Below are 26332 nucleotides of genomic sequence, written 5' to 3'. Positions count from 1 at the left end.
GGAATGACGGCGACAATCTGGAAAAGCGGGCGTCAGGACCCGCTCGCCTTCACATGCGGCCGGAGCACGCCCTGTTCGGCGAAGGTGCTGCGATTGCTCTCCTTGCGCTTCTTGATCTCGGCGCGGGCGACGGTGCGCAGATGCACCTCGTCAGGCCCGTCAATGAAGCGCAATGCCCGGCCCCAGCTGTAGATGAAGGCGAGCGGCGTGTCGTTGGAGAGCCCGCCGGCGCCGAAGACCTGCATCGCACGGTCGGCGATCTTGGTCTGCAGTCTGGCAGCCACGACCTTGATCGCCGAAACCTCGGTGCGCGCGGCCTTGTTGCCGTGCTTGTCCATCATCCAGGCGGCGCGCAGGCAGAGCAGGCGGGCTTGGTCGATCTCCATCCGTCCCTCGGCGATCCAGTCCTGGACATTGGCATAGTCGGAGAGGTGGCGGCCGAAGGCCTTCCGCTCCAGCGCGCGCTCGACCATCAGTTCGAGCGCCACCTCGCACTGGCCGATCGTGCGCATGCAATGGTGGATGCGCCCCGGCCCGAGCCGCGCCTGGGCGAGCGCGAAGCCTGCTCCTTCCTCACCGAGCAGGTTGGCCGCCGGCACGCGGACATTGTTGAAGTCGGTCTCTGTGTGGCCTTCGATCGAATAATGGTTCAGCAGCGGCAGGTTGCGCATCACGGTGAGGCCGGGAGCGTCCATCGGCACGATGATCATGCTGTGGCGCTTGTGCGGATCGGCGTCCGGCGCCGTATCCGAGAGGCCCATGACGATGCAGAGCTTCGCCTTCGGGTGCAGCGCGCCGGTCGTCCACCATTTGCGGCCGTTGATGACGTAATCGTCGCCATCGCGGATGATCGTGGTCTGGAGATTGGTCGGGTCAGAGGAAGCGACGCCCGGCTCGGTGATCCCGACGCAGGAGCGGATCTCGCCGTTCAGCAGAGGGTTCAGCCAGCGTTCGCGCTGTTCCGGCGTCGCGAACATGTGCAGGATTTCCATGTTCCCGGTGTCGGGGGCGTTGCAGTTGAACACCTCCGACGACCAGAAGATCCGGCCCATGATCTCGGCGAGCGGGGCATATTCGAGATTGCTGAGCCGCGTTCCCGGCTCGCCTTCCTTCAGCGCCGGCAGGAACAGGTTCCAGAGCCCGGCGGCCCTGGCCTTCTGCTTGAGGCCGTCGATCAGGGCGCTCGGATAGCGCCCAGCCTCGACCTCATGCTTCCAGGCGGCGTCGGCCGGCTGGATATGGGCGTCCATGAAGTCCTGCAGCTTCGCGCGCAGCTCCTCGACCCTGGCCGAATAAGCGAAATCCATGGTGTTTCTCCTCGAACCTAAGGCGTCATGCTCGGGCTTGGCCCGAGCATCTCAGACCGGAGGAGGCGCCATTCAGCGCCTTCCGGTCCGGAGTTTCTCGGGTCTGCGCTTCGCTCCGTCCGAGAATGACAACAAGAACGAACCTAGACGTCATTGCGCTCGATCACGCTCGCGGCACGTCGCGCGAAGCTTTCGGCCATCGCGCCGACCGCGACCGCGTTCTCGGCGGCCGCGTTTCCGGTCTTCGCCCGCGCGGCGATGCCGTCGAGGATGACGGCGAAGCGGAACAGCGAGAAGGCGATATGGAAGCGCCCCGGTCCCCGCGCCCGGCCGGCGGCGGCGCAGTAGCGGTCGATGTACTCTTCCTGCGTCGGTATGCCGAGAGCCTCGCGGTCGAGCCCGACGATGCCGGCATACATGTCCGGCGTCGAATGCCAGGGCAGGCAGGAGAAGGCGACATCCGAGAGCGGGTGGCCGAGCGTCGAGAGTTCCCAGTCGAGCACGGCGACGACCTTTGGCTCCGCGGGCGCGAACATCAGATTGCCCATCCGGAAATCGCCATGGACGATGGTGGTGTCCGGCGTCTCGTCGAGATTTGCGCCGAGCCAGTCGATGGCGCGGTCGATTGCGGGGATGTCCTGCGTCTTGGTTTCCCGCCATTGCCGGCCCCAGCGCGCGAGCTGGCGGGCATAGTAATTCCCTGGCTTGCCGAAATCGGCGAGGCCCGCAGCCTGCCAGTCGAAGCCGTGCAGCGCGGCCAGCGTCTCCGCCATGGCGAAATACATCGCCCGGCGATCGGCCGGCGCGACGCCGGGGAGGGCGGTCTCGTGGAAGACGCGGCCTTCCAGCCGCTCCATCAGATAGAACGGCGTGCCGACGACATCGTCCGCCTCGTGCAGCAGCAAGACCGGCGGCACCGGCACGGCGGAGCCCGCGAGCGCCTTCAGGATGCGGTACTCGCGCTCGACCGCATGGGCCGAGGGCAGGAGCGGCCCCGGCGGCTTCTTGCGCAGGACGAGGCGCGTGCCGGCGTCGGGATAGGAGACGAAGAAGGTCGGGTTCGACTGGCCGCCGCTGATCCGCTCCAGTTCGAGCTTGCCGGCGGCGCGGCCGGGCAGGGCGGAACGCAGGAAGGCGTCGAGCCGGGCGGGATCGAATTCGGGGGGAGCGGAGGCAGGGCCGGCTGACATGGCGGGCATATTCGGGGGCGTGCCGGGGAAGGTCAACGCGCAAGCGCGCTCAGTCCGGCTCTCCGGTTTTGAGCCTGACCACCGAGACCGAGCAGAGCGCTTCGGCGACGACCTTGGTCGAGACGCTGCCGAGATGGCGGCGCACGGCCGAGGAGGAGCGGGCGCCGACGACTATATGGTCGATGTCGTTGCGCTCGGCATGGCGCAGGATCGCATCGGCGGCGCTGACGGCCTCGATGACGTGATAGCTCACCCGTTCCTCCGGCAGGTGCAGCGGCCGTGCCCAGTCCTTCAGCGCCACCAACCGCTTGATGTAGAGCGAGCGGCCCTCGTCATCGACGGTCTTGGTCTCGCCGATGATCTCGGTGCGCAGCACGGTAACGCAGGCGAGCCAGGAATCCTCGCGCGCCGCGAGCAGGCGGCTGGTCTCGGCCAGGATCGCGCCGGCGAGCGGCCCTTCGCCCTCGGAGAGGTCGACCGCCGTCAGGATGATCGACGGGCCGGCCTTGCGGCGGGCCTGAGTCGGCGCGCCGGTGACCTCCTGCTCGTCGCGTTTCTGGAACAGGGCGACGAGGCGTTGCCAGAGCCCGTGCGGCCGCTCGTGCCGCCGGCGCGCCACCGTGACCTGCTCGGGATGGCGCAGGTCGAAGGCGAGCTTGCTGGCATCGGCATAGCGCCGGCTGCGATCGACCTCGAGGCAGCGCCGCACGATCTCCTCGAGCCAGGCGGGCGCCTCCGGATAGACGCTCCTGAGCGGCTTCGGCTGATGATAAAGCCGGCGCTTCATGCCGGCGACGGTCTGCGGCCGGCCGAAGGGCTCCTCGCCGCAGGCCATCTGGTAGAGCAGGCAGCCCAGCGCGAAGAGATCGCTCGCCGGGTCGGAGCGGTCGCCCAGCACCTGCTCGGGCGCGATATAGGCGGCGGTGCCCATCGGCATGGTGCTCTCGGCGCCGAGCAGGTCCGGCAGCTCGGCATGATGCGCCAGCCCGAAATCGAGCAGCACCGCCCGGTTCCCGACCATCATCACGTTCTCGGGCTTGAGATCGAGATGCACCACGCCCTGCCGGTGGAGTTCGGCGAGGGCGACGGCGATCGCCTCGCCGGTGCGCGCGATCTCGGCGGCCGGCAAGGGTGCCCGGCGCATGATCTCCGCCAGGCTCGTGCCGGCGACGAACTCCATGGCGATATAGGGCGTGCGGGCGAGATCGCCGGCGGCGACGAAGCGCGGCACATGCGGGCCGGCGAGCCGGCGATGGATCAACGCCTCGGCCTCGTAGCCCAGGATTGCCGAGACGTCGTCGCCCGGGTCGAAGAACGGGATCTTGAGCACGAGCGGCGCCGCCTCGTCCGGATGGCTGGCGCGCCAGAGCGTCGCCATGCCGCCGGCCTTCAGCTTTTCCGTCAGCGTGAAGCCGTCGATCACCGTGCCCGCCTGCGGCCTCTCCATTCCGGTTCTCCCTCAGCGGCCGATGAGCAGGCGCATGCCGAGCCATTCCGGCAGTCCGGCGGCGGCGATCTTGCGGGCGGTCGCCTGCATGTCATAGGGCACGCGAACCATCGTCACCTCGGCGAGATCGGTGTCGAGCAAGGCGAAACAGGCCGCCGGGTCGCCATCGCGCGGCTGGCCGACGGCACCGACCACAAGCACGTGCCGCCGCAGCGCCGAGAGCGGCGCGGCGAGGTTGCGGCGCGGCGTGAACTTCACCGGCTCGCGGCCCGGCCTGGCGTAGAACAGTGCCGGGATATGGGTGTGTCCGCAGATGATCAGCGGGGCTTCGCTGGCGGCGAGGCATTGTCCGGCAGCATGAGCGTCCGTGACATAGGGCCAGTCGGCCGGCGTCCGCGCGCTCGCATGGACGAAGAGCGTGTCGCCGATCGTCACTGAGAACGGCAGCGCCGCCAGGAAGCCGCGCTGCTCCGGCGAAAGCTGCGCGCGCGTCCATAGGGCTGCTTCACGGGCATGTGGCGTCATGCCGACGGGTCCGTGCACTGCGGCCTCGTCATGGTTGCCGAGGATGCAGAGCGCGCCGGCCGAGACGAGCCTGGTCGCCATATCGACGGCGAAGCCGGGATCGGGTCCGTAGCCGACGATGTCGCCGAGCAACACGAGCCGGTCCGGCCGCAGATGGCTCACCGCCTCCAGCACCGCCTCCAGTGCCTCGCGGTTCGCGTGGATGTCCGAGAGAACGGCGATGCGCATGTCGGGCGAGGCGGGTCCGCTGGTCTTGGCCTATCTGGCAGCGCGAATGCCGGCTTGGCCAGTGCGCCTTTCGGCTCAGGCGGCCGGGCACGGGTTGATCGTGCAAGCTGCGGCTGCGATACTGCCCGCACCATGATGATGTTCGCAGTTTTCGATCTCGCCTGACCTTCGTGCGGGCCTGAGGCGCCAAAGGCGCTCCGGCACCGCGAACGGACGCGCCTTGCGTCCGGAGGTCCTTTGCCAGCCTGCCCGCGCGGCGGGCGTCTTGGCTGGCCGCTATCGAAAGACGTCAATCAATGGCTCACCCTGAATCCGATGCACGCGTCCTCGACGACGCGCAGATCGCCCATTTCGTGGAACGCGGCTTCGTCCGCATCGACCATGCCTTCCCGCCTGAGCTCGCCGAAGCGGCACGCGCCATCCTCTGGCGCGATCTCGGCTGCGATCCCTGCGATCCCGCGAGCTGGACGAAGCCGGTCATTCGGCTCGGCATGTACAGCGACGCACCCTTCGTCGCGGCGGCGAACACCCCGCGCCTGCAGGGCGCCTTCGATCAGCTCGTCGGCGCCGGGCGCTGGCTGCCCTGCCGGGCCATGGGCACCTTCCCGGTGCGCTTCCCTTCGCCGGAGGATCCGGGGGATGCCGGCTGGCATGTCGATGTCAGCTTCGGCTTCGACGATCCGGATTTCATGAACTGGCGCGTCAATCTCGCCTCGAAGGGCAGGGCGCTGCTGATGCTTTTTCTGTTCTCGGACGTCGGCGAGGAGGACGCGCCGACGCGGATCCGGGCGGGCTCGCACCATGACATCGCTCGCCAGCTCGCGCCCGCGGGCGAGGCCGGCTTGTCGCTGCGGGTGCTCGTCGCCGACGGCTTCGCCGGCAGTGCCGCGCGCGAGGAAGTGTTGGCGACGGGGCAGGCCGGCACGGTCTATCTCTGCCATCCTTTCCTGGTGCATTCCGCGCAACCGCATCGCGGTACGAGGCCGCGCTTCCTGGCGCAGCCGCCCTTGCTGCCGCGCGAGCCGTTGAGGCTCGACCGGGAGGATGGCGCCTACTCGCCCGTCGAGGCCTCAATCCGGCAGGCGCTCTGACGCTGCGACATGTCGCCCCTGGGTCTGTCCGGAAGGACAGGGTGACAGTTCGCGCCCGGCGAGGCTAGTCTTTCGCCGGGCGCTGACCCGCGGTCTCGCAAAAGGAGCCGATTTGGAAGCCAACCCGAACCCCGACGCGAAGGAGCCGCAGTCGGACGATGTTTCGTCGCCTGCGAAGGCTGCGCCGCGCGAAGTGGAACTCAAGCTTGCCGGTTCGGCCGAAGCGCTGGCGACCCTGCGCGATGCCGAACTGATCGCACGGCACGCCCGCAATCGCGGCGTCGTGCGCCGGCTCGAGGCGGTCTACTACGACACGCCGGATCGCCTGCTCGACCGCAATGGCTTCTCCCTGCGGGTACGGCGCAGTGGCCGGCGCCATGTCCAGACCGTGAAGCGCGCCAATAAGTCGGGTGACCCGCTGGCGCGTGACGAGTGGGAAGTAAACCTGCCGGACGAGAAGCTCGACCTTGGCCTGCTGCCGCTGGCGGAAATCGGCGAGCCGCTCGTCTCCCTGCCAGCCACGTCGCTCGCGCCGGCCTTCGCCACCAAGGTGCGCCGCCGGGTTCAGAAACTCGATTTCGGCGGCGCCGAGATCGAACTAGCGCTTGACGATGGGGCGATCGAGATCGCCGACAGTCGCTTGCCGCTCTGCGAGGTCGAGCTTGAACTGAAATCGGGCGAGGCGGCGGCGCTCTACGAGTTCGGGCACGCACTGCTCGACATCGCGCCCTTGCGAGTCGAAACCGCGAGCAAGGCGGCGCGCGGCTGCCGGCTCGCCTTCGACCTGCCCTTGCAGGCGCAGAAGGCAAAGCCCGTTGCGCTCGCGGCGGGTGACAATGTCGATGCCGCCATCGCGACGATCCTCGGCAATGGCTACCGCCACCTCATCGCCAATCTCGGCCCGGCCGCTGCCGGTGGTCTGCCCGAGGCGGTTCACCAGATGCGGGTTTCGTTGCGCCGCCTGCGCACCGCCTTCTCGCTGTTCGGACGCGAGCTGGCGCCGCCGGCGCTGGAGCCGATCGCAGCGGAGGCCAAGCGCCTTGCGCATGTGCTCGGCCCGGCCCGCAACTGGGACGTCTTCATCACGCAGACATTGCCGGACATCACCGCCGAAGGGCTGACCGACATCGACCTTTCGAGCCTGCAGGAAGCGGCGCTGCCGATGCAGGCGGAAAGCTATGCCGCCGTCCACGCCGCGCTCGCCAGCCGGAGGGTCAACCGCTTCCTCCTTGCTTTCGGCGTCCTGATCGAGCGACGCGGCTGGCGCAACGGCATCGCCAGCGAGGCGCTGACGGTCCTGGCCGAGCCGGTCGGCGCCTTTGCCGGGCGGGTGCTGGCGCGCAGCCACCGCAAGGCGCTGCGGCGCGGCCGGCATTTTGCCAAGCTGGTGCCGGAAGCCCGCCACGAGCTCCGGCTGTCGCTGAAGAAGCTGCGCTACACGATCGAGTTCTTCCTGCCGCTCTATGCCGAGCAGCCGGCCGCCCGCAAATATCTCGCCCGCCTGGAGAAGCTGCAGGAGGTTCTCGGCGCGGCCAACGACGTCGCGACGACGCAGCCCTTGCTTGCCGAGCTGCGGCGCGGCGAGCCCCGGCCGGAGCTGGACTTCGCGGCCGGTGCGGTCCTCGGCTGGCAGCGCCGGCATGAGCTCGACGCCAGCCGCAAGCTCTTGAAGCGCTGGCGGGAATTCGCGGCGGCGAAGCCATTCTGGAACTGAGCTTGCCCAGTCCGCAGCCTCCGGCATTGCCCGCAGGCGCACGCCGCATGCCAGGTCGCCACATGAGCGGCTATCGTTTGTGGCCTGCCCGGCGTCACAGGGCAGGGTGCTTTGTCTTGGGAGGACGAGAATGAACGACGTTGCCGCCTTGCCGCGCGTGACCTACTCCAACATCGCCGAGGACTTTTCCGGCGTTCACGCGCATTTCGGCAAGGTCATCGCCGACGTGCGCGGCCGGCAACTGGACCTGGAACGGCCGAACCATGTCGGCGGGCGCGACAGCACGGAAGGCGCCGCCTATGACGCCCCGTGCCCGATCGACCGCAGGCTCAGCCTCGGGACATTCTTCGCCGCCGCGCCGCGGCAGGTGGACAGCGCCGTCGCAGCCGCCAGGGCGGCGCAGCGCGGCTGGCGCGATCTCGGCTGGCCGCGCCGCGTCGCGCTGGCGCGTGCTGCGGCCGACCTGCTGGAAGCTCGCAAGTTCGAAGCCGCCGCAGCCTGCCTGCTCGAAGTCGGCAAGTCGCGGATGGAGGCACTCGGCGAGGTCGAGGAGGCGATCGACCTGATCCGCTTCTACGCCGGCGAGATGGAGGCGAATGACGGTTTCCGACGCGATCTGGCGCGAGCCAATCCACGCGAGGAGACCTTCGACGTGTTGCGTCCCTACGGCGTCTTCGCCGTGATCGCGCCGTTCAACTTTCCGGTCGCGCTCTCGCTCGGCATGTCGATCTGCGCGCTTCTCGCCGGCAACACGGTCGTATTCAAGCCGAGCCCGATGGCGGGCCTGACCGGGCGCCTGCTCACCGATTGCCTGGTCGAGGCCGGCTTGCCCGCCGGCGTCTTCAACCTGATCTGCGGCGGCGCCGAGACCGGCGCGGCACTCGCCGCTCATTCCGGCATCGACGGCATCGCCTTCACCGGTTCGCACGCGGTCGGCATGCGCATGCTGCGCGAATTCGGTTGCGGCGGCCGGCATGCGCGCCCGGTGCTGGCCGAGATGGGCGGCAAGAACCCGACCTATGTCGCCGCTTCCGCCGATCTCGATACCGCCGTCTCCGGCGTGCTGCGCTCGGCTTTCGGCTTGCAGGGGCAGAAGTGCTCGGCAGGCTCGGTCGTCTTCCTGCATGAGACGCTGGCCGACCCCTTCCTCGACCGTCTCGCTGCCGCCGCAGACGCCCTCGTCGTCGGCGATCCCTGCGAGCGCGAGAGCTTCATGGGGCCGCTGATCAGCGAGGCCGCGCTGGAGCGCTTCGAGACGTCGCGGATGCAGGCGAAGTCGGCCGGCGGCACGGTCCATGGCGGCGAGCGGCTGACCGGCGGGCTTTACGATCACGGCGCCTATGTCCGGCCCGCGATCGTCACTGGCCTGCCGGACGATCATGCCCTGCATCGCGACGAGCTTTTCATGCCCTTCCTGACGGTCAGGACCTTCAGCGATCTCGGCAATGCGATCGCGCGCGGCAATGCCGTGCCCTACGGCCTGACCGCCGGCGTCTACACGGGCGAGCCGGCCGAGCTGGAGGAATTCCTCGAGACCGCCGAGGCCGGCGTGCTCTATGCCAATCGCGCCAGCGGCGCGACGACCGGCGCCTGGCCGGGCATCCAGACCTTCTGCGGCTGGAAGGGCTCCGGCACCGGCTCGAAGGGCGGGCTCGGCACCTGGTACCTGCCGCAGTTCATGCGCGAGCAGAGCCACACGATCATGCGGTAGCTCGCCGCGCGTCCTCCGGGGCGTGAATGAGGCGATGTTCGAGGCGGGCCGGGGAAGCCCGCCTCTGCAGATGTTCAGGCGGCGTCGAGCCCGTAGAGCGAGTGCAGCGTGCGCACCGCGAGCTCGGTATAGGCGGCGTCGATCAGCACCGAGAACTTGATCTCGGAGGTGGTGATCGCGCGGATGTTGATGCCCTTCTCGGCGAGCGCGCGGAAGGCGCGCGCCGCGACGCCGGCATGGCTGCGCATGCCGACGCCGATGGCCGAGATTTTCACCACTTCCGTCGCGCCCTGCAGAGACTGATAGGCGATGGTCTCGTGCTTCGATTCGAGCAGCGCCTTGGCCCGCTCGAAATCGCCGGTCGGCACGGTGAAGGTGATGTCGGTGGTCGCCTGGTCGTCGGAGACGACCTGGATGATCATGTCGACATTGATGTTGGCATCGGCGAGCGGGCCGAAGATCGCCGCGGCGACGCCGGGCTTGTCGGCCACGCGCCGGAGCGTGATCTGGGCTTCGTCGCGCGAGAACGCGATGCCGGTGACGATCTGCTGTTCCACGATATCGTCCTCGTCGCAGATGAGGGTGCCTGGATTGGGGTTGTCTGGGTCGTCGAAGGAGGAGCGGACATAGGTCGGCACGCGCTGGACCATGGCGATCTCGACCGAGCGCACCTGCAGCACCTTGGAGCCGAGCGAGGCCATTTCCAGCATCTCCTCGAAGGAGACCTTGTCCATGCGGCGGGCCTTGGGCACGACGCGCGGATCGGTGGTGTAGACGCCGTCGACATCGGTGTAGATGTCGCAGCGATCGGCCTTGAGGCCCGCAGCGAGCGCGACCGCGCTGGTGTCCGAGCCGCCACGACCGAGCGTGACGATGCGGTGGCTGCGCGGGTTGATGCCCTGGAAGCCGGAGCAGACCGCGATCTCGCGGTTGCGGTCGAAGCCTGCGACGATGCCGGCGCCGTCGACGCTCTCGATCCTGGCCGCGCTGTGCGCGTCCGAGCCGTAGATCGGGATCTGCCAGCCCTGCCAGGATCGCGCGGGCATGCCCATCTCCTGCAGCGCGAGCGCCATCAGGCCGGAGGTGACCTGCTCGCCGGAGGCGACGACGACATCGTACTCTGCCGGGTCGTAGTTCGGCGCGGCCTCCTTGGCCCAGGCGACGAGCTCGTTGGTCTTGCCGGACATGGCGGAGACCACGACCGCGACCTCGTGGCCCGCGTCGAACTCGCGTTTGACGTGGCGGGCCGCGTTCTTGATACGCTCCACGGTGGCGACGGACGTGCCGCCGAATTTCATCACCAGACGGGCCATGACATCCAAAGGCTTTCGAGACTGCCCCGGCGCGGGCCGGGACGAAACGTCCCCTCGCGCCGGGCGAAGGGCCGGTGTAGATGACGGCCAGCGCCGAAAGTGTCAATGCGGCCGGCGCGCCACCGGCGTAAACGGGGAGACAAGGCGATGAGCGCAGCGGCGCGCGAAGGCTCGACGATCGATCCGGCAGAGGTCGCCCGCTTCGATGCCATGGCCAGGAGCTGGTGGGACCCGAAGGGCCCGATGGCGGTGCTGCACAAGTTCAACCCGGTGCGCCTCGCCTATGTCCGCGATCTTGCTTGCGAGCATTACGGCCGCGATCCGAAATCGCTGCGGGCGTTGGAAGGGCTCGATGTCGTCGATATCGGCTGCGGCGGCGGCGTGTTGTCCGAGCCGCTGGTGCGCCTGGGCGCCAAAGTGACGGGGCTCGATCCCGCCACTGGCAACATCGCGGTGGCACGCGCCCATGCCGAGAAATCCGGGCTCGCCATCGATTATCGCGACGAGACCATCGAGGCCGTGGTCGCCTCCGGCCGGCGCTTCGACATCGTGCTCGCCATGGAGGTGGTCGAGCATGTCGCCGATGTCGAGGCCTTCGTCGCCGCCTGCTGCGCCGCTGCCAAGCCCGATGGCCTGCTGGTGATGGCCACCCTGAACCGTACCCTCAAATCCTGGGCGCTCGCCATCGTCGGCGCCGAGTACATCCTGCGCTGGCTGCCGCGTGGCACCCATGACTGGGAGAAATTCGTGACGCCGGACGAGCTCGAGGCGGCGATAGCCGCAGGCGGCTTCGCGCCGTTCTCGCGCCAGGGCGTTGCCTACAACCCGCTCGCCGACCGCTGGTCGCTCTCGGCCGACATGGACGTCAACTACATGCTGGCGGCGCGCGCCGCGGCCTGAGCCGTCAGCCTGCGAGCCGGGCGTCGAGCGCTGCGATATCCCTGACGAACCAGAGCGCCTGGCCCTGGTTGCTCTCATGGACGAAGTCGCGGAGTGCCTTGCTCTGCGCGCATTGGGGCGAGATGTCGCCGACGATCGCCAGGCGTATCCGGTAGTTGACGAATTTCTGGGCGACCTCGCCGGCAAGCCGCGTCGCGAGCTGGAAGAAGGCGGGATCGAGCCGCGCAACGGGGATCGCCACCATCGTCGCCTCGGCCGCCCAGGCGGCGCCGAGGAAGTCGTTGGCGTCGCGCTCGCTGGCGAGCAGTGGACCGTCTTCCGCGCAGATCAGCACATGCGTGCCGTGAAGCTCTCGAATCATGTCCATGGCAGCGGTATCGCCGGGGCTTCGATCCGGGGCAAGCGCCGCTTCCGGGCCGGCGCAGACGGCGTTCCCTGCTGCATCATGTCTCTAAGAGGCCGCTTCGCCTGCGCGGGTGAATGAAGAACATCGCAGGGCTAGGACCGAAAGGAAGCTTTGGTAGAGGCGCCGGACACTGTGCGCCGTGTCAGGTTTTCCAAGAAGTATGGTGCATCCCCTCGGGATGCGGTTAGGTTTCATGGAGTCGCTCTTGCGCGGCCCGGATATGGAGACAGGACACTGGCGAGCGCGGCATGCTGAAGGAGACCATGATCGAGCCTGCCGAGCGGGATTTGACTGATCTGATCTATGCCGCTCTGCTCGGCGAGAGATCGTGGCAGGACTTTCTCGACCGGCTGAATGCCCTGATCCCGGGCGGCGTCTCGACCCTGTTCTTCCATGACGAGAAATCGGGAGAAGGCGGTATCTCCCTGGCGGCCGGGCTCGATGCCGACACGGCGCGCGACTATGCCGCCCACTATGTCGGCCTGAACCCGTGGATGCACAATGTCGCGCGCACGCCGCTCGGCACCGGAATCATCGGGGAGCGCATCGTTCCGCGCGACGAGTTCGTCAGGACTGAATATTACGCCGACTTCCTGCGTCGCCGCGAGATCGAGGCCGGAGTCGGGGTGACGCTTTGGCGCGAGGAAGCCTGCTCGTTCCTGCTCAGCACCCTGACGGCGCGCATCGACCCCGACGCGAACCAGCAGGTCGCCGACTTGCTGACTCGGCTGACGCCGCATCTGACCCGAGCCTTCCGTTATTATCGTACCGGCCGGTTCGACGGAGCGCTCGCGCAGTTCGGCGGCTCGCTGCTGGAATCGCCTGATGTCGGCGTCATCGTGGTCGGGGAGGGCATGGTGGTGCGGGCGGCTTCGCCGCGGGCTGAAGCCTTGCTCTCATCGGGAGCAGTGGTTGGGCTGACGGCCATGGGGAGGTTGCGGCTGCGGGATGAGGCGGCCGCGATGCTGCTGAAGCAGATGCTCGCGCGCGACTATGCCGGCCCGCGTTCCCTCAGCACGCATCTCGGCGCCTACAGGCTGACCCTGGTCAAGGCGGAGGCCGAGGGTGCCACAGGCTACTTTTCCGGGCTTGCCGCGACGCTGATCATCGAGGAGGCGCGCCCCGCCGGCGCTCCGGACATGGGCTGGCTGGCGCGCCGCTACGGGCTGACGCGCGCCGAGACGCGGACCGTGGAAGGCATCGTCGCCGGGCTGACGCCGATCCAGGTCGCCGAGAGCAGGGGCATCGGGCTCGAGACGGTGCGGGCGCAGCTCAAGGCCGTCTACGCGAAGACCGATGTCAACAGCCAGGCCGGCCTCGTCCGGATAGCATTCGGCTTTCCGCCGCCGCGATAACGCCGCGGGCGCAATCGACTATGGCCTCGGAAACCTCGCCTCAGACGGTGTCGAGCCGATGTCGACCGTTTTTGTTGCAATGCGGAATAATTCCATAGGAGTATGGCGCGATGCAGCATCGAGCGTCATGATCGCCGGCAACGCCACCGAAAACAGGCGTGGCGACAAGGGAGAAAGCGAATGTCGAAGCCGCAACCCGTCGCGAAGCCCGCGCTGAAGGATCTTTACGAGCTCGGCGAGCTCCCGCCGCTCGGCCATGTCCCGGCCAATATGTACGCCTGGACGATCCGGCGCGAGCGTCATGGCCCGCCGCAAGACAGCTTCCAGGTCGAGGTGGTGCCGACCTGGTCGATCGGCGAGGAGGAGGTGCTGCTCCTCGTGATGGCCGGCGGCGTCAACTACAACGGTATCTGGGCCGGGCTCGGCCAGCCGATCTCGCCCTTCGACGTGCACAAGGGCCAGCTCCACATCGCCGGTTCCGATGCCTCGGGCATCGTCTGGGCCGTCGGCTCCAAGGTGAAGCGCTGGAAGGTCGGCGACGAGGTCATCGTCCACTGCAACCAGGACGATGGCGACGACGAGGAGTGCAATGGCGGCGACCCGATGTTCTCTTCCTCCCAGCGCATCTGGGGCTACGAGACGCCGGACGGCTCCTTCGCCCAGTTCTGCCGGGTCCAGTCGCGCCAGCTGATGCTGAAGCCGAAGCACCTCTCCTGGGAGGAATCGGCCTGCTACACGCTGACGTTGGCCACCGCTTATCGCATGCTCTTCGGCCACGCCCCGCATACCATCAAGCCGGGCGACAATGTGCTGATCTGGGGCGCTTCCGGCGGTCTCGGCGTCTTCGGCGTGCAGCTCTGCGCCGCCTCGGGTGCCAATGCAATCGGCGTGATCTCCGACGAGACCAAGCGCGACTATGTGCTCGGCCTCGGCGCCAAGGGCGTGATCAACCGCAAGGATTTCAACTGCTGGGGCCAGATGCCCAAGGTCAACTCGCCGGAATATGCCGAGTGGACCAAGGAGGCCCGCAAGTTCGGCAAGGCGATCTGGGACATCACCGGGAAGAAGGATGTCGACATCGTCTTCGAGCATCCGGGCGAGGCGACCTTCCCGGTCTCCTGCCTCGTCGCCAAGCGCGGCGGCATGGTGGTGTTCTGCGCCGGCACTTCCGGCTTCAACATCACCTTCGACGCCCGCTATGTCTGGATGCGGCAAAAGCGCGTGCAGGGCTCGCATTTCGCCCATCTCAAGCAGGCGTCGGCCGCCAACCAGTTCGTGCTCGACCGCCGGATCGACCCCTGCATGTCCGAGGTCTTCCCCTGGGACAAGATCCCGCTTGCCCACCACAAGATGTGGAAGAACGAGCATGCGCCCGGCAACATGGCCGTGCTGGTCTACGCTCCGCGCACGGGCCTGCGCACCTATGAGGACGTGGCCGAGGCGCTGGAGGGCTGAAGGCCCGGCGTACGCCGCCGCTATCGTGAAGGGCTCGCCGCGCTCACGCCTTGGCGGCAGCGGCGGGCCGGCGCGTCAGGGAAACGATGACAAGGCCAGCCAGCACCACGAGGCCGCCGGTGATCTCGCGCAGGCCGATGCTCTCGCCGAGCAGGCCGACGCCCATCAGGATCGTCCAGAACGGCACGAGGTAACCGTTCATCGAGCCGAGCACAGGGCCGGCGCGGTGCACGATGTGCATGTAGAGCAGGATCGGCAGCGCGGTCGCGAAGATGCCGAGCGCTAGCAAGGGCAGCGCGAGGCCGGGTGCCGCCGCGAAGGCGGCCGGGCCGGAAAGGGCGAGCACCAGCGCAAGCGTCGGCAGCCCCGAAAAGACCTGCTGGCCGAGCGCGAGCCGCGCCGGCCGAACCTTCGGGATGCTGCGGATATAGAGATTGCCGAGCGCATAGCTCAGCGCTGTCACGGCCATGGCGAGCGTGCCCATGGCGCTCGGTGTGCCTGACGCGAAGGCGGCGGGGCCGAGCAGGATCGCCATGCCGGAGAAGCCGATCAGCACGCCGAGGGCGCGCTTCGCCGACAGCCGCTCGTCGGCAAACAGCAGATGCGCCAGCAGGGCGACGATCAGCGGCGTGCAGGCCTGGATCAGCGAGGTCAGCGAGGCCGTGATCTGCGTCAGTGCATAGGCCGTCAGCGTGTTGGGGATCGCGCCCTGTAGCAGGCCCAGCAACGCCCAATCGCGCCATTCGCGCCCCTGCGGCAGCACGTTCTCGCCTCGCGTGGCGAGCCAGAGCCCGAGCAGGATGGCGCCCATCAGGCCTCGCAGCGCGGTCAGTGCCAGCGGCGAGATCTCCGTGCCGATCAACTTCATCAGCAGGAATGACGAACCCCACAGGCAGGAGCAGAGCAGCATCTGACCGAGCAGCAGCGCCGTGCCGCCGGGCAGGGACGGGGAGGGTTGGCCGGGCAGCACCTGGGACATCTATCTCGACGCTCATTGCTGTCGTGGCGGGGCGATCGTGCAACAGGCGTCTCCCCCGTTGAAGCTCAAACTCGGCAACGAGTGACAGCCCCTGGCAGCAGCAGTCGAAGAATGGGCGGCCGGCCTTTCGGGCCGGCCGCTGGGACGCTGAAGCCCTGATGCTCAGCTCCAGCCGGCCTCCTGCTCGCAGGCCTTGCGGGCGTTCGGGTTGGCCTTCTCCCACTGCGTGATCGAGCGGGTCTCGTTGTCGCTCATCTTGCCGTTCATGCAGGTGCAGTAGGTGCTGACGACACTGGCCGCGACCTTCGCGTCCTTATTGTCGCTCAGGCACTGGTTGATCCATTTCTTGTCGTCGGCGCTCTGCGCGAAAGCGGATGCGCTGGCCAGAACGCCGCCCGCCAGGAGCAGCGCCGAAAGCTTGAGTTTTATGGTGGAGCCTCTTCGATCACCGCCTGGTCCGGCGGCGTCGCGATAGGCTTCACGCCCGCCGGGACCGTCAAACCGGCCATTGGAACGGTTGTTCACAGGTGGCGACGCTTCGGCCCGCATCGCCTTGCTGTGCCCTCCGACGCGCCAGCGCTGTGGACCGCCGTTCACAACCCGGCGTGGGGTCGGACAAGCGTTGCCGTTGCCGGGCCGCCGGCCGGGAACCCGGCGCCACCGAGTCGCATCGCTGGCGTTCTCGCCGCGCGTTCGCCTAGGCTGACGCAACGGCCGGCTCCCGCGGGATTCGGCCGGGATGCGTCGCGACGGCTGATCCTTGCCGTCCGCGGCGCCTGTAAAGACCGGCAGGAGACCCATGACGCTTCATCGTTTCGTCCCGACCAAATATTCCAACGTCATGGCGCCGCTGCCGCCGGTTCTCACAGTCGCCAGCGGCGATACGATCGTGACGACGACGCTCGACGCTGCCGGCTTCGACCATGACGGCGTCCAGAAGGCGCCGCGCGGCAATCCGATGACCGGCCCGTTCGCGGTCGAGGGCGCCGAGCCCGGCGATGCGATCATCGTGTCGATCGACCGGATGACCCCGAACCGCGCCACGGGCTGGACCTACTCGCCGCTCTCGCAACAGGTGGTCGATCCAAAGGCGGTCGCCGATCTGCCGAAGAGCGAGCGCTTCGAATGGGCGATCGATGCGGGGAAGGGCACGGTCAGCTTGATCGGCGGTTCGGAGCGCATCTCCGGCTGGAGCTTTCCGCTGACGCCGATGATCGGCTGCTTCGGCGTTGCGCCGGCCGGCGGCCAGGCGATCTCGACCGCGACCAGCGGCGCCTATGGCGGCAATATGGACTATCGCCGCTTCGGGCCGGGGGCGCGCATCGCCTTTCCGGTATCCGAGAAGGGCGGGCTGTTCTTCCTCGGCGACGGGCATGCCTGCCAGGGCGATGGCGAGATCGTCGGCACCGGCATCGAGACCAGCTTCGAGATCGAGTTCACGCTGCATCTGCGCAAGAACGCGCCGGGCCGCTGGCCGCGCTGCGAGACCGCGACCGAGATCATCACCCTGGCGAGCGGCCGCCCGCTCGACCAGCCGCTGCAGTTCGCGACGACCGAGATGCTGCGCTGGATCGTCGAGGATCTCGGCGTCGATGCGCTCGAGGCGAGCCATCTGCTTGGACAGATGGTGCGCTACGACGTCGCCAACGTCTTCAACCCCGCCTATTGCGTCGCCTGCCGGCTTGAGAAGACCGACATCACCCGGACGATGTCGCTGCTCGGCGAGGGCTGACGCTGCCGGCCGGACGCTCAGCCCGGCTGCAGCAGCTTGCGGTAATAGACGACCCGCTCGGTTTCCTCGAAGCCGAGCGCTTCGTGCATCTGCTGCGAGCCGGTGTTGAGCAGGCCCGCATCGGAGGCGAATTCGGCGCAGCCATGGCCGGCGGCCCAGGCCTCGACCGCGCGGCACAGCGCACGGGCCACGCCGCGCTTCCGGTTCTCGGGCTGCACATAGATGCCTTCGAGAAAGCCGACCGGCGAGCTGTCGCAGCCATTGACGTAGTCATGCCGCAGGGCAGCCTCGGCGAGCCCGATGGCGAGCCCGTCATCATCCCGCGCGATGAAGGCCGTGTCGTTCTCGCTTTCGAGCATCCCTGCGGCCTCGTCGCGATGGTCCTGCGCGCCGCCTTCCGGCCACAGCGCAAGGCGCAGCGCGACCCAGTCGTCCAGCATGTCGGCGGTGCAGGCTTCGATCCGCATGGTGGCAGGCTTTCCCTCGGTTCAGAGATATTCAATCGCACCGCGCCGTTTACGGCGGAGGACTCAGCCGTTCCAGCATGATGCACGGCGCATCCTTGTAGAGGCAGTTCCCGAAGGCTCGATAACCGAACTGGTCGGCGATGCGCAGCGACGCGGCATTGTCGGGATTGATCAGGCAGACGGTACGGGCCGGCGCACGCGTCCGGTCGATCCAGTCATGGCAGGCCGCGACGGCCTCCGCGGCGAGCCCGTGCCCCTGTGCCGCGCGGTTCACGATCCAGGAGGCTTCCGGGATGGCGTCGAAGCGCTCACCCAGGCCGCGATGGAAATCGGCGAAGCCGACATCGCCGATGAACGCGTCGTTCGCCCTGTCGAAGACCGCGAAAATGCCGTAGCCGAGCAGGGACCAGTGGCCGGCATAGCGCAGCAGCCGGTTCCAGCCATCTTCGCGCGAAAGCTGCGGCGCAGCGATGAACCGGAACAGCTCCCGGTCGGAGAACATCGCATACCAGGCTTCGAAATCCCCGAGCGCATGAGGGCGCAGTCGCAGGCGCGCAGTCTCGATCATCCGGTCACAGACCCCATCTTGGCACTGCGCGTCGACATCACCGGCTAGAGCGACGCGATCGCTTCGCCCGGCGTGGCTTTCGGCGCCCTCACGATCGCGATCGCGGCATTGAGCTCGGCCCCGTAGAGGAAGATCGCCGCCAGCCAGTACAGGAAGACCAGCGCGATCATCGCCGTCGCGAGGCCGGCATAGGTCGTGACATAGGCCCCGGCGAAAGAATCGAGATACCAGCCGAAGCCGAGCCCGCCGACCAGCCAGACCGCGAGCGTCATGAGGATGCCTGGCCACATCGCCCCGATATGCGGCGCTCTCGCGGGCAGCAGCTTGTGTGCGACGCAGAGCGCCAGCACGATCACCACCGTCGCAGCCGAGAGGCGCAGGAAGGCTTGCAGGAAGCCGAGCGGCGCCAGCGCCGGCACGTAGCCGACGACGGCGCGCCAGATCAGCGGCCCGAGCACGACCAGCAGCGAGAAGGCCAGCATGAAGAAGGCGCCCCCGATCACATAGACGATCGATTCCAGCCGGGTGCGCCACCAGGAGCGCCATTCATAGGCCTCATAGGCCCGGTTGAGCCCGATCCGCAGCGCCTCGACGCCGGAGGAGGAGAAGTAGAGCGCCAGCACGGCGCCGAGCGTCAGCGCGTCCCTGCGCACCGCGGTCAGCACCGAGCGGACCTCGCGGGCGATCGGCTCGGCGATCTCGCGCGGCCAAGCTTCGAGCAGGAGCTGCGCCGCCTCGTCCGCCGCCGCCTGCGAGCCGAACAGGCCGCCGAGCGCGGTGACGATGATCAGGAAGGGGAAGAGCGACATCAGCACCGACAGCGCGATGTGGCTGGCGATCGCCCAGCCGTCATGGGCGATGAAGCGCTCGAAGGCGATGGCGGGGGCGGAGAGCAGGGACATCGGCAGGCTCGGTAGGGCAGGTGGCGATTGTCACAGCTTCGTCGCCGCTGGCAAGCCGGGAAGGCACGGAGGACATGCCGTCACGGCGTCCGCGGCGACGACAAAGGGGGCCGTTCCGGCGTATCAGGCCCTTCGGAAAGGTCGCCCGATGTTCGACTCGCCGCTGTTCCTGCGCCTCGCGCCGGTGCTCTTCGTCTTCCTCTGGTCGAGCGGCTGGATCGTCGCCGGCTATTCGGCCCGGCATTCGGACGCGCTGACCTTCCTCTCGCTGCGCTTCGCCTGCGCCTTCGTCGCGCTCGCTGCGCTCTCCGTCGCGGTCGGGGCGCCCTGGCCGAAGGGGCGGCGTGCCTGGATCGATTGCGCCATCGCCGGCATCCTCCTGCACGCGCTCTATCTCGGCGGCGTGTGGTGGGCGGTGCGCCATGGCCTGCCGGCCGGCGTCTCCGGCCTGATCGCCGGGCTGCAGCCGGTGCTGACGGCCCTTTTCGCCCCGCTGATCGTCGGCGAGCGGATCTCGCCAGTGCGCTGGGCCGGTATCGTCTGCGGTTTTGTCGGCATCGGGCTCGTCCTGGAGCCCAAGCTCGTCGGCGTCGAGCCCGAGGCGCTGCGCGCCGTGCTCATGCCGATCGTGGTCAATGTCATCGGCATGTTCGCCGTCACCTTCGGCTCCTTCTGGCAGAAGGCGCGGATCGTCTCCGGCGACCTGCGCACGGTGACGGCGGTGCAATATGCCGCCGCCTTCCTGTTCACGCTGCCCTTCGCCTTCCTGCTCGAGCCGATGCGGATGGAGTGGAACCTGACGATGACGCTGGTGCTCGCCTGGTCGGTGCTGGCGCTCTCGCTCGGCGGGATCGGCCTCTATCTGATCCTGATCCGCCGCGGCCAGGTCTCGCGCACCGCGACCTTCCTTTTCCTGGTGCCGCCGGCGGTGGCGGTCGAGGCCTGGCTACTCTTCGGCGAAACCCTGTCGCCGATCCAGCTCGTCGGCATGTCGGTCGCAGTGCTCGGCGTTGTTCTCGCCAGCCGAAAGTAGGGCGCGGGGCGCCGAAACACGACTATCGCAAGCGCTCCGACTTCCCTTATGCTGCGCCGCAACAAGGGAGAGAGACATGAGCGCCAACGCCGCCCTCAGGACTGCGACGCAAGCCTCCGCCATCGAGCTGATCGGCGCCGCGCTACCGGGCTTCGAGACCCTGCTGGAGCAGGCCGTCGCGGCGGTTCGCCAGAAGGTGGTGGTCGAGGGCCGGGTTTCCGCGGCGAAGCTCGAGCAGGAGCAGCACGCTGCCCACGGCCTCTCCTGGCTCGCCACCTATGTCATGGCGCTGCGCGAGCTCAAGGCCTATGGCGAGCGCCTCCAGGCCGAGGATCGCTACGGCGCGATCGAGGACTACGCCATCAGGATCGGCGCCGGCGAATATGCCGCGCAGATCTTCGGCGGCATTCCGATGAGCCAGGGCGAGATCGTCCGGCTCCCGGCACTCGGGCTCTCGGCCAAGGCGGTCGCAGACGCCTGCTCCGACGCTGCGGACGCGCTGATCGCGCAGGGCAACACGCCGGAGAACCGCGCCCGCTTCGTCTCGCTGTTCAGCCAGAGCCAGGGCCTCGCCAGCGTCGGCGATCCCGGCCTCGACGAGACGCTTGAGGCGATCCGCTCCGAGATGCGCCGCTTCTGCGAGGCGCAGGTCACGCCGCACGCTCATGAATGGCACCTGCAGAACGAGTACATCCCGCTGCCGGTGGTCGAGCAGATGGCCGAGCTCGGCGTCTTCGGCCTGACCATTCCCGAGGAATTCGGCGGCATGGGCCTCAGCAAGGTCTCGATGTGCGTCGTCTCCGAGGAACTCTCGCGCGGCTATATCGGCGTCGGCTCGCTCGGCACCCGCTCCGAGATCGCTGCCGAGTTGATCCTCTGCGGCGGCACCGACGAGCAGAAGGCCTATTGGCTGCCCAAGATCGCCGCCGGCGAGATCCTGCCGACCGCCGTCTTCACCGAGCCGAACACCGGCTCGGACCTTGCCTCGCTGCGCACCAAGGCAGTGAAGGACGGTGACGTCTGGAAAGTCTACGGCAACAAGACCTGGATCACCCATCCTGTGCGCGCCGACATCATGACGCTGCTGGTCCGCACCGACCCCGATGCGCCGGGCTATCGCGGCCTCTCCATGCTGATCGCCGAGAAGCCGCGCGGCACCGACGCCGAGCCGTTCCCGGTCGCGGGCCTGACCGGCGGCGAGATCGAGGTTCTCGGCTATCGCGGCATGAAGGAATACGAGCTCGCCTTCGACGGTTTCGAGGTCAAGGGCGAGAACCTGCTCGGCGGCGTCGAGGGGCAGGGTTTCAAGCAGCTGATGCAGACCTTCGAGGCCGCCCGCATCCAGACCGCGGCGCGCGCGCTCGGCGTCGCGCAGTCGGCCTTTGATCTTGGCCTGCGCTACGCGCAGGAGCGCATCCAGTTCGGCAAGCCGCTGATCGCCTTCCCGCGCGTCGCCGACAAGCTCGCCATGATGGCGGCCGAGCTCGTCATCGCCCGCCAGCTCACCTATTTCGCCGCGCGCGAGAAGGATGCCGAGCGGCGCTGCGATCTCGAAGCCGGCATGGCCAAACTGTTAGGCGCCCGCGTCGCCTGGGCGGCCGCCGACAACGCCCTGCAGATCCATGGCGGCAACGGCTTTGCGCTGGAATACCCGGTCAGCCGCGTGCTCTGCGACGCCCGCATCCTCAACATCTTCGAGGGCGCGGCCGAGATCCAGGCGCAGGTGATCGCGCGAAGGCTGGTCGAGGGCTGAGGAAGCCTGAGATGCTCGGGTCAAGCCCGAGCATGACGCGCATTTGGACGGTCGCGGAGACGGGTCAGCCGGCCCGCCCGCCATACTGTGCCTCGTGCAGACGCCGGTAGATGCCTGGCCGCTGCACCAGGTCCTGATGCCGGCCCTGCTCGGCGACGCCGCTCTCGTCGATCACGATGATGCGGTCGGCATCCTGGATCGTCGCGAGGCGGTGCGCGATGACGAGCGTGGTGCGGCCCTTCGACAGCTCGGCCAGCGAGGCCTGGATCGCCCGCTCGGTCTCGGTGTCGAGCGCCGAGGTCGCCTCGTCGAGGATCAGGATCGGCGGGTTCTTCAGGAACATCCGGGCGATGGCGAGGCGCTGCTTCTGCCCGCCGGAGAGCTTGACGCCGCGCTCGCCGATCACCGTGTCGAGGCCGTCGGGAAGCCGGGCGATCATCTCGTCGAGCCTTGCGCGGCGCGCCGTGTCTTCGATCTCGGCCTCGCTGGCGCCGAGCCGGCCATAGGCGATGTTCTCGCGCAGCGTCCCGGCGAACAGGAAGACGTCCTGCTGGACGATGCCGATCTGGCCGCGTAGCGAGGCTAGCGTCATCTGGCGGATGTCGATGCCGTCGATGGTGATGCGCCCGCCCGTGACGTCGTAGAAGCGCGGCAGCAGCGAGCAGATCGTGGTCTTGCCGGCGCCCGACGGGCCGACGAAGGCGATGGTCTCGCCGGCGCGGATCGCAAGGTCGATGCCGCTGAGGATGCTGCGATTTCTGGTGTAGCCGAAGGAGACGTTCTCATATGCGATGTCGCCCCTGAGGCCGGCAACGGCGACGGCCCCCGGCAGGTCGGCGATGTCCGGCCGGGTGTCGAGGAATTCGGTATAGCGCCGGAAGCCCGCGATCCCCTTCGGATAGGTCTCGATCACCGAATTGATCTTCTCGATCGGCCGGAAGAAGACGTTGACCAGCAGTAGGAAGCCGACGAAGCCGCCGGCGCTGAGGTCGCCGATCAGCACGTAGTAGGCGCCGGCGATCATCACCGCCATCTGCGTCAGCCGCATGCCGAAATAGGAGAGCGAGATCGAGGCGGCCATCAGCCGGTAGGCGTCGAGCTTGGTGGTGCGATAGCGCTGGTTGTCCTGCGCGAACAGCTTGCGCTCATGCTCTTCGTTGGCGAAGGCCTGGACGACGCGGATGCCGCCGACATTCTCCTCGATCCGGGCGTTGAAGGCGCCGACCCGGCCGAACAGGCTCTGCCAGGTCTTGGTCATCCGCCGTCCATAGCGGCTGGTCAGCCAGGCCATCAGCGGCACGATCACCGCCGTCATCAGCGCCAGCTCGACATGGACCATCAGCATCAGCGCGAAGGCGCCGATGAAGGTCATCACCGCGATAAACAGGTCTTCCGGCCCGTGATGGGCGACTTCGCCGATCTCTTCCAGATCCTTGGTGAGCCGGCCGACGAGATGGCCGGTCTTCTGGTTGTCGAACCAACCGAAGGAGAGTTTCTGCAGATGGTCGAACGCCTTGCGGCGCATCTCGGTCTCGATGTTGATGCCGAGCATGTGGCCCCAATAGGTCACCACCACCATCAGCCCGGTATTGACGAGATAGATCGCCAGCAGGCCGAGCGAGGCCAGCAGGATCAGCGGCCAGTCGCCGCCGGGCAGCAATTCGTCGACGAACAGCTTCACCGCGATCGGGAAGCCGAGCTCGAGCAGCCCTGAGATCACCGCGCAGGAGAAGTCGAGCAGGAAGAGGCCGCGATGCGGGCGGTAATAGGCGAAGAAGCGGGCGAGCATGGCGGCGGGCCTTTAGCACGTGGCGCGGCGGCTAGCCATGAGCTGGAAGCGGGGCGGGGGCGGTTTCGGCTGCAGATTTGCCACACCGGACCGATTTGGCGGGTTGTGAATGGCGGTTCATTGCCTTGCGCGCCGGGCTGCCCGAGCCTGCCACTGCGGTTGGGGCCCGAATATCGATGCGAAATGACAGGAAGCCTGCAGGGGGGCTGCCGGCGCGCAGCCGGCTACGCCATTCGACATCGACGCTGACGCTCGGCTGCGTCCTGCGCGCCGCTTTACTCGCGTCGACAGCTCTCGCGGCCAGCGGGAGTTCAGCCCTGGCGCAGGATGCGACGTGGCTCGCGGCGCCCGGGTCCGGCATTTTCAACGTCGGCGCAAACTGGAGCACGGGCACGCCGCCGACCGGAACGGCCTTCTTCGGCGCATCGAACCGGACCAGCCTGTCCTTCGCGAACGACGTGGCCATCGGCGGATGGACGTTCAACGCGGGAGCCGCGAACTACAGCTTCAGCAACAACCGGGTGCTGGAGTTCACCGGGGCGGGCATCACCATCATTGGCGGCGGTGCAACCATCGCCAACAATGGCGAGCTCTATTTTCGGAACGCCAGTTCCGCTGGCAGTGCCTCCATCACGAACAGCTCCTTCACAGAGTTCCACGGCACCAGCACGGCAGGCAGCGCCGCCATCACAAACACGGGGACCCTGCTCTTCTATGACAACAGCACCGCCGGCAGCGCGACGATCACCAACAATTCCGGCCTGATCAATTTTCACGGCGACAGCACGGCCGGAAGCGCATCGATCACCAACAATGCCAGCCTGAGCTTCTACGACAACAGCAAGGCCGGAAGCGCCACGATCACCAACAGGAACAGCCTGATCTTCTACGACAGCAGTTCCGCAGATGGCGCGACGATCATCAATGAGAGCAGCCTGATCTTTCGCGGCTTCAGCACGGCCGCCACGGCGACGATCACCACTGCCTCCGGCGCAACGACCCAGTTTATCGCCGCCGGCAGCAGCGCCGGAGCCCGCTTCATCACCCAGTTCGGCGGCGTTGTCGACATCTCGGACCCGACCGGCCACGCGACGATGAGCGCCGGCTCGATCGAGGGCGCCGGCAACTACCTCATCGGCGCCAAGCAGTTCACCGTCGGCTCCAACGATCTCTCGACCGAGGTGAGCGGTGTCATTTCCGGCGCCGGCGGCGCGTTGGTCAAGACCGGCACGGGCACGCTGACCCTGACCGGCACGAACACCTACACCGGCCGCACGACCATTTCGGCCGGTGCGCTGCAGATCGGCAATGGCGGCACGACCGGCTCGATCGCCGGCAGTATCGCGAACGAAGCACAGCTCATCTTCAACCGCAGCGATGCGGTCGACTTCAGCGGGATGATCTCAGGCACCGGTGCGCTGACCAAGCTCGGCGCAGGCACGCTGACCCTCACAGGCGAGAACAATTATTCCGGTGGCACCACGATCGCGGGCGGGGCGATCAGCATCGAGAAGGAAGGCAAGCTCGGCAATGTGTCGGGGGCGCTGACTCTGGATGGCGGCGTGCTGCAGGTCACCGGGACGGCGCTGGCCGGGCTCACCCGCGACATCGTCTTCGGCGCCAATGGCGGCGGCTTCGACATCGTCGAGGCCGGCCACAGCTTCACGGTGACGCAGTCCTTTTCCGGGCCCGGCTCGCTCTCCAAGGCCGGCGCCGGCACATTGGTGCTGAGCGGGACGCATGATTATTCCGGCGCGACATCAGTGCTCGGCGGACGGCTGGTGAGTGATACCGCGGCCGGGTTGTCGCCGAACTCCGACTACACGATCGCAGCCGGGGCGGTGCTGGAAGCCACCGGCGGCGGGGGCGTCTATGGGGTCGGCTCGCTCGCGGGAGCCGGCGAGGTCGTGATCGGCACCGGCAGCGTGCTCGTCACCGGCTCTACCAATGCGACGACCACCTTCTCCGGCAGCTTCAGCGGCGGTGGCTCGCTCGAGTACAATGGTACGGGCACCCAGATCTACACTGGCACCGGCTCGCTCGGCGGAGGGCTCTCGGTCTGTTCCTGCGGCGTCGGCGGCGGCTCCTTCGTCATCCGCGGCGGCTCGCTGACGCTTGGCGACTTCGTCATGGTCTCCAGCGGCACGCTCGTTATCGACCAGGGCGGCAGGCTCGATGCTGGCGGAAACGGCCTCCTCGTCGCCTCGGCGCTGCGCATCGACGGCGCCGGCACCCGCGTGACGGTCGCAGACACCTTCGTGCAGGGCTTCTCTATTGGGCCATGGGTGTCAAGTCGGCTGACGACGAATGTCTCAGATGGGCCGGAAGGGGAAGTTGGCTCTTCTCTATTGGGCCATGGGTGTCAAGTCGGCTGACGACGAATGTCTCAGATGGGCCGGAAGGGGAAGTTGGCTCTCTGATCAGTCGCGTGTTCCCCGTGGAAGAGGCCGGCCCGTGACGACTGTGA

22 protein-coding genes are annotated in these 26332 nt (G+C 67.8%); 10 read left to right on the top strand and 12 right to left on the bottom strand.

Features of this window, described 5'->3' with window-relative positions:
* Positions 1 to 32: 32 nt before the first annotated feature.
* The 4 genes from RKE40_RS17800 to RKE40_RS17785 form a co-directional block, all read right to left on the bottom strand.
* Positions 33 to 1307, bottom strand: a complete 1275-nt coding sequence (locus tag RKE40_RS17800) for an acyl-CoA dehydrogenase family protein (RefSeq protein ID WP_316019572.1) — start codon at positions 1305 to 1307, stop codon at positions 33 to 35.
* Positions 1308 to 1450: 143 nt separating this feature from the next.
* Positions 1451 to 2497: a phosphotransferase family protein gene (locus tag RKE40_RS17795; RefSeq protein ID WP_316019571.1), complete on the bottom strand. Its 1047-nt coding sequence runs from the start codon at positions 2495 to 2497 to the stop codon at positions 1451 to 1453.
* Between the two features lie 49 nt (positions 2498 to 2546).
* The gene (locus RKE40_RS17790) at positions 2547 to 3944 is read right to left on the bottom strand and encodes a protein kinase domain-containing protein (protein ID WP_316019570.1); all 1398 of its coding nucleotides are present in this window, start codon (positions 3942 to 3944) and stop codon (positions 2547 to 2549) included.
* A gap of 12 nt (positions 3945 to 3956) precedes the next feature.
* Positions 3957 to 4697: a metallophosphoesterase family protein gene (locus tag RKE40_RS17785; protein ID WP_316019569.1), complete on the bottom strand. Its 741-nt coding sequence runs from the start codon at positions 4695 to 4697 to the stop codon at positions 3957 to 3959.
* A 296-nt stretch (positions 4698 to 4993) separates the two neighbouring features.
* Here RKE40_RS17785 and RKE40_RS17780 point away from each other — a divergent pair, with 296 nt between their 5' ends.
* From RKE40_RS17780 to RKE40_RS17770, 3 genes are all read left to right on the top strand, one after another.
* Positions 4994 to 5788 (top strand): phytanoyl-CoA dioxygenase family protein, encoded by a 795-nt coding sequence (locus RKE40_RS17780; protein ID WP_316019568.1) that lies wholly within the window; start codon positions 4994 to 4996, stop codon positions 5786 to 5788.
* A gap of 112 nt (positions 5789 to 5900) precedes the next feature.
* The gene (locus RKE40_RS17775; RefSeq protein ID WP_316019567.1) at positions 5901 to 7502 is read left to right on the top strand and encodes a CYTH and CHAD domain-containing protein; all 1602 of its coding nucleotides are present in this window, start codon (positions 5901 to 5903) and stop codon (positions 7500 to 7502) included.
* Positions 7503 to 7632: 130 nt separating this feature from the next.
* On the top strand, positions 7633 to 9213 hold the full coding sequence (locus RKE40_RS17770) for an aldehyde dehydrogenase family protein (protein WP_316019566.1): 1581 nt from the start codon (positions 7633 to 7635) through the stop codon (positions 9211 to 9213).
* 74 nt (positions 9214 to 9287) lie between these two features.
* Here RKE40_RS17770 and RKE40_RS17765 read toward each other — a convergent pair whose 3' ends face one another.
* A complete protein-coding gene (locus RKE40_RS17765; RefSeq protein ID WP_316019565.1) occupies positions 9288 to 10526 on the bottom strand; it encodes an aspartate kinase in 1239 nt (412 codons plus the stop codon).
* Between the two features lie 147 nt (positions 10527 to 10673).
* Between RKE40_RS17765 and ubiG the strand changes: the two genes are divergently transcribed.
* A complete protein-coding gene (gene ubiG, locus RKE40_RS17760) occupies positions 10674 to 11426 on the top strand; it encodes a bifunctional 2-polyprenyl-6-hydroxyphenol methylase/3-demethylubiquinol 3-O-methyltransferase UbiG (RefSeq protein WP_316019564.1) in 753 nt (250 codons plus the stop codon).
* 4 nt (positions 11427 to 11430) lie between these two features.
* Here ubiG and RKE40_RS17755 read toward each other — a convergent pair whose 3' ends face one another.
* Positions 11431 to 11793, bottom strand: a complete 363-nt coding sequence (locus RKE40_RS17755; RefSeq protein WP_316019563.1) for a DUF4180 domain-containing protein — start codon at positions 11791 to 11793, stop codon at positions 11431 to 11433.
* Between the two features lie 287 nt (positions 11794 to 12080).
* Here RKE40_RS17755 and RKE40_RS17750 point away from each other — a divergent pair, with 287 nt between their 5' ends.
* Entirely contained in the window at positions 12081 to 13187 is a 1107-nt protein-coding gene (locus RKE40_RS17750) for a helix-turn-helix transcriptional regulator (RefSeq protein ID WP_316019562.1), read from the top strand.
* Positions 13188 to 13367: 180 nt separating this feature from the next.
* Positions 13368 to 14642 carry a crotonyl-CoA carboxylase/reductase gene (gene ccrA / locus RKE40_RS17745; RefSeq protein ID WP_316019561.1) on the top strand — a complete coding sequence of 425 codons (1275 nt, stop codon included), beginning with the start codon at positions 13368 to 13370 and terminating at the stop codon, positions 14640 to 14642.
* A gap of 43 nt (positions 14643 to 14685) precedes the next feature.
* Here the strand turns inward: ccrA and RKE40_RS17740 are convergent, their stop codons facing one another.
* The gene (locus RKE40_RS17740; protein ID WP_316019560.1) at positions 14686 to 15621 is read right to left on the bottom strand and encodes a DMT family transporter; all 936 of its coding nucleotides are present in this window, start codon (positions 15619 to 15621) and stop codon (positions 14686 to 14688) included.
* A gap of 162 nt (positions 15622 to 15783) precedes the next feature.
* Positions 15784 to 16146 (bottom strand): hypothetical protein, encoded by a 363-nt coding sequence (locus tag RKE40_RS17735; protein WP_316019559.1) that lies wholly within the window; start codon positions 16144 to 16146, stop codon positions 15784 to 15786.
* 274 nt (positions 16147 to 16420) lie between these two features.
* Between RKE40_RS17735 and RKE40_RS17730 the strand changes: the two genes are divergently transcribed.
* Positions 16421 to 17353, top strand: coding sequence for an acetamidase/formamidase family protein (locus RKE40_RS17730; protein ID WP_316019558.1), 933 nt, complete (start codon positions 16421 to 16423; stop codon positions 17351 to 17353).
* Between the two features lie 17 nt (positions 17354 to 17370).
* On the opposite strand, the gene aac(6') is transcribed toward RKE40_RS17730, so the two are convergent.
* From aac(6') to RKE40_RS17715, 3 genes are read right to left on the bottom strand one after another with little or no spacing between them, the layout of a single operon-like run.
* A complete protein-coding gene (aac(6'), locus tag RKE40_RS17725; protein ID WP_316019557.1) occupies positions 17371 to 17820 on the bottom strand; it encodes an aminoglycoside 6'-N-acetyltransferase in 450 nt (149 codons plus the stop codon).
* Between the two features lie 49 nt (positions 17821 to 17869).
* Positions 17870 to 18388, bottom strand: coding sequence for a GNAT family N-acetyltransferase (locus tag RKE40_RS17720; protein WP_316019556.1), 519 nt, complete (start codon positions 18386 to 18388; stop codon positions 17870 to 17872).
* 44 nt (positions 18389 to 18432) lie between these two features.
* Positions 18433 to 19290 carry a YihY/virulence factor BrkB family protein gene (locus RKE40_RS17715; RefSeq protein WP_316019555.1) on the bottom strand — a complete coding sequence of 286 codons (858 nt, stop codon included), beginning with the start codon at positions 19288 to 19290 and terminating at the stop codon, positions 18433 to 18435.
* Between the two features lie 148 nt (positions 19291 to 19438).
* Between RKE40_RS17715 and RKE40_RS17710 the strand changes: the two genes are divergently transcribed.
* Together RKE40_RS17710 and RKE40_RS17705 are read left to right on the top strand one after the other, a co-directional pair.
* Positions 19439 to 20323, top strand: a complete 885-nt coding sequence (locus RKE40_RS17710) for a DMT family transporter (RefSeq protein WP_316019554.1) — start codon at positions 19439 to 19441, stop codon at positions 20321 to 20323.
* Between the two features lie 76 nt (positions 20324 to 20399).
* Positions 20400 to 22076: an acyl-CoA dehydrogenase family protein gene (locus RKE40_RS17705; RefSeq protein WP_316019553.1), complete on the top strand. Its 1677-nt coding sequence runs from the start codon at positions 20400 to 20402 to the stop codon at positions 22074 to 22076.
* Between the two features lie 64 nt (positions 22077 to 22140).
* Here RKE40_RS17705 and RKE40_RS17700 read toward each other — a convergent pair whose 3' ends face one another.
* Complete coding sequence (locus RKE40_RS17700; protein WP_316019552.1) at positions 22141 to 23865, bottom strand: ABC transporter ATP-binding protein; 1725 nt, start codon at positions 23863 to 23865, stop codon at positions 22141 to 22143.
* Between the two features lie 458 nt (positions 23866 to 24323).
* On the opposite strand from RKE40_RS17700, the gene RKE40_RS17695 reads away from it, so the two are divergent.
* Positions 24324 to 26240: an autotransporter-associated beta strand repeat-containing protein gene (locus RKE40_RS17695; protein WP_316019551.1), complete on the top strand. Its 1917-nt coding sequence runs from the start codon at positions 24324 to 24326 to the stop codon at positions 26238 to 26240.
* Positions 26241 to 26332 lie beyond the last annotated feature (92 nt).

The sequence above is a fragment of the Allobosea rubneri genome (genome assembly GCF_032464875.1).
In the GTDB taxonomy this organism is placed as follows: Bacteria; Pseudomonadota; Alphaproteobacteria; order Rhizobiales; family Beijerinckiaceae; genus Allobosea; species Allobosea rubneri.
The sequence above is the reverse complement of the archived record's forward strand: the minus strand, read 5'-3'. Positions and strand labels throughout refer to the sequence as shown.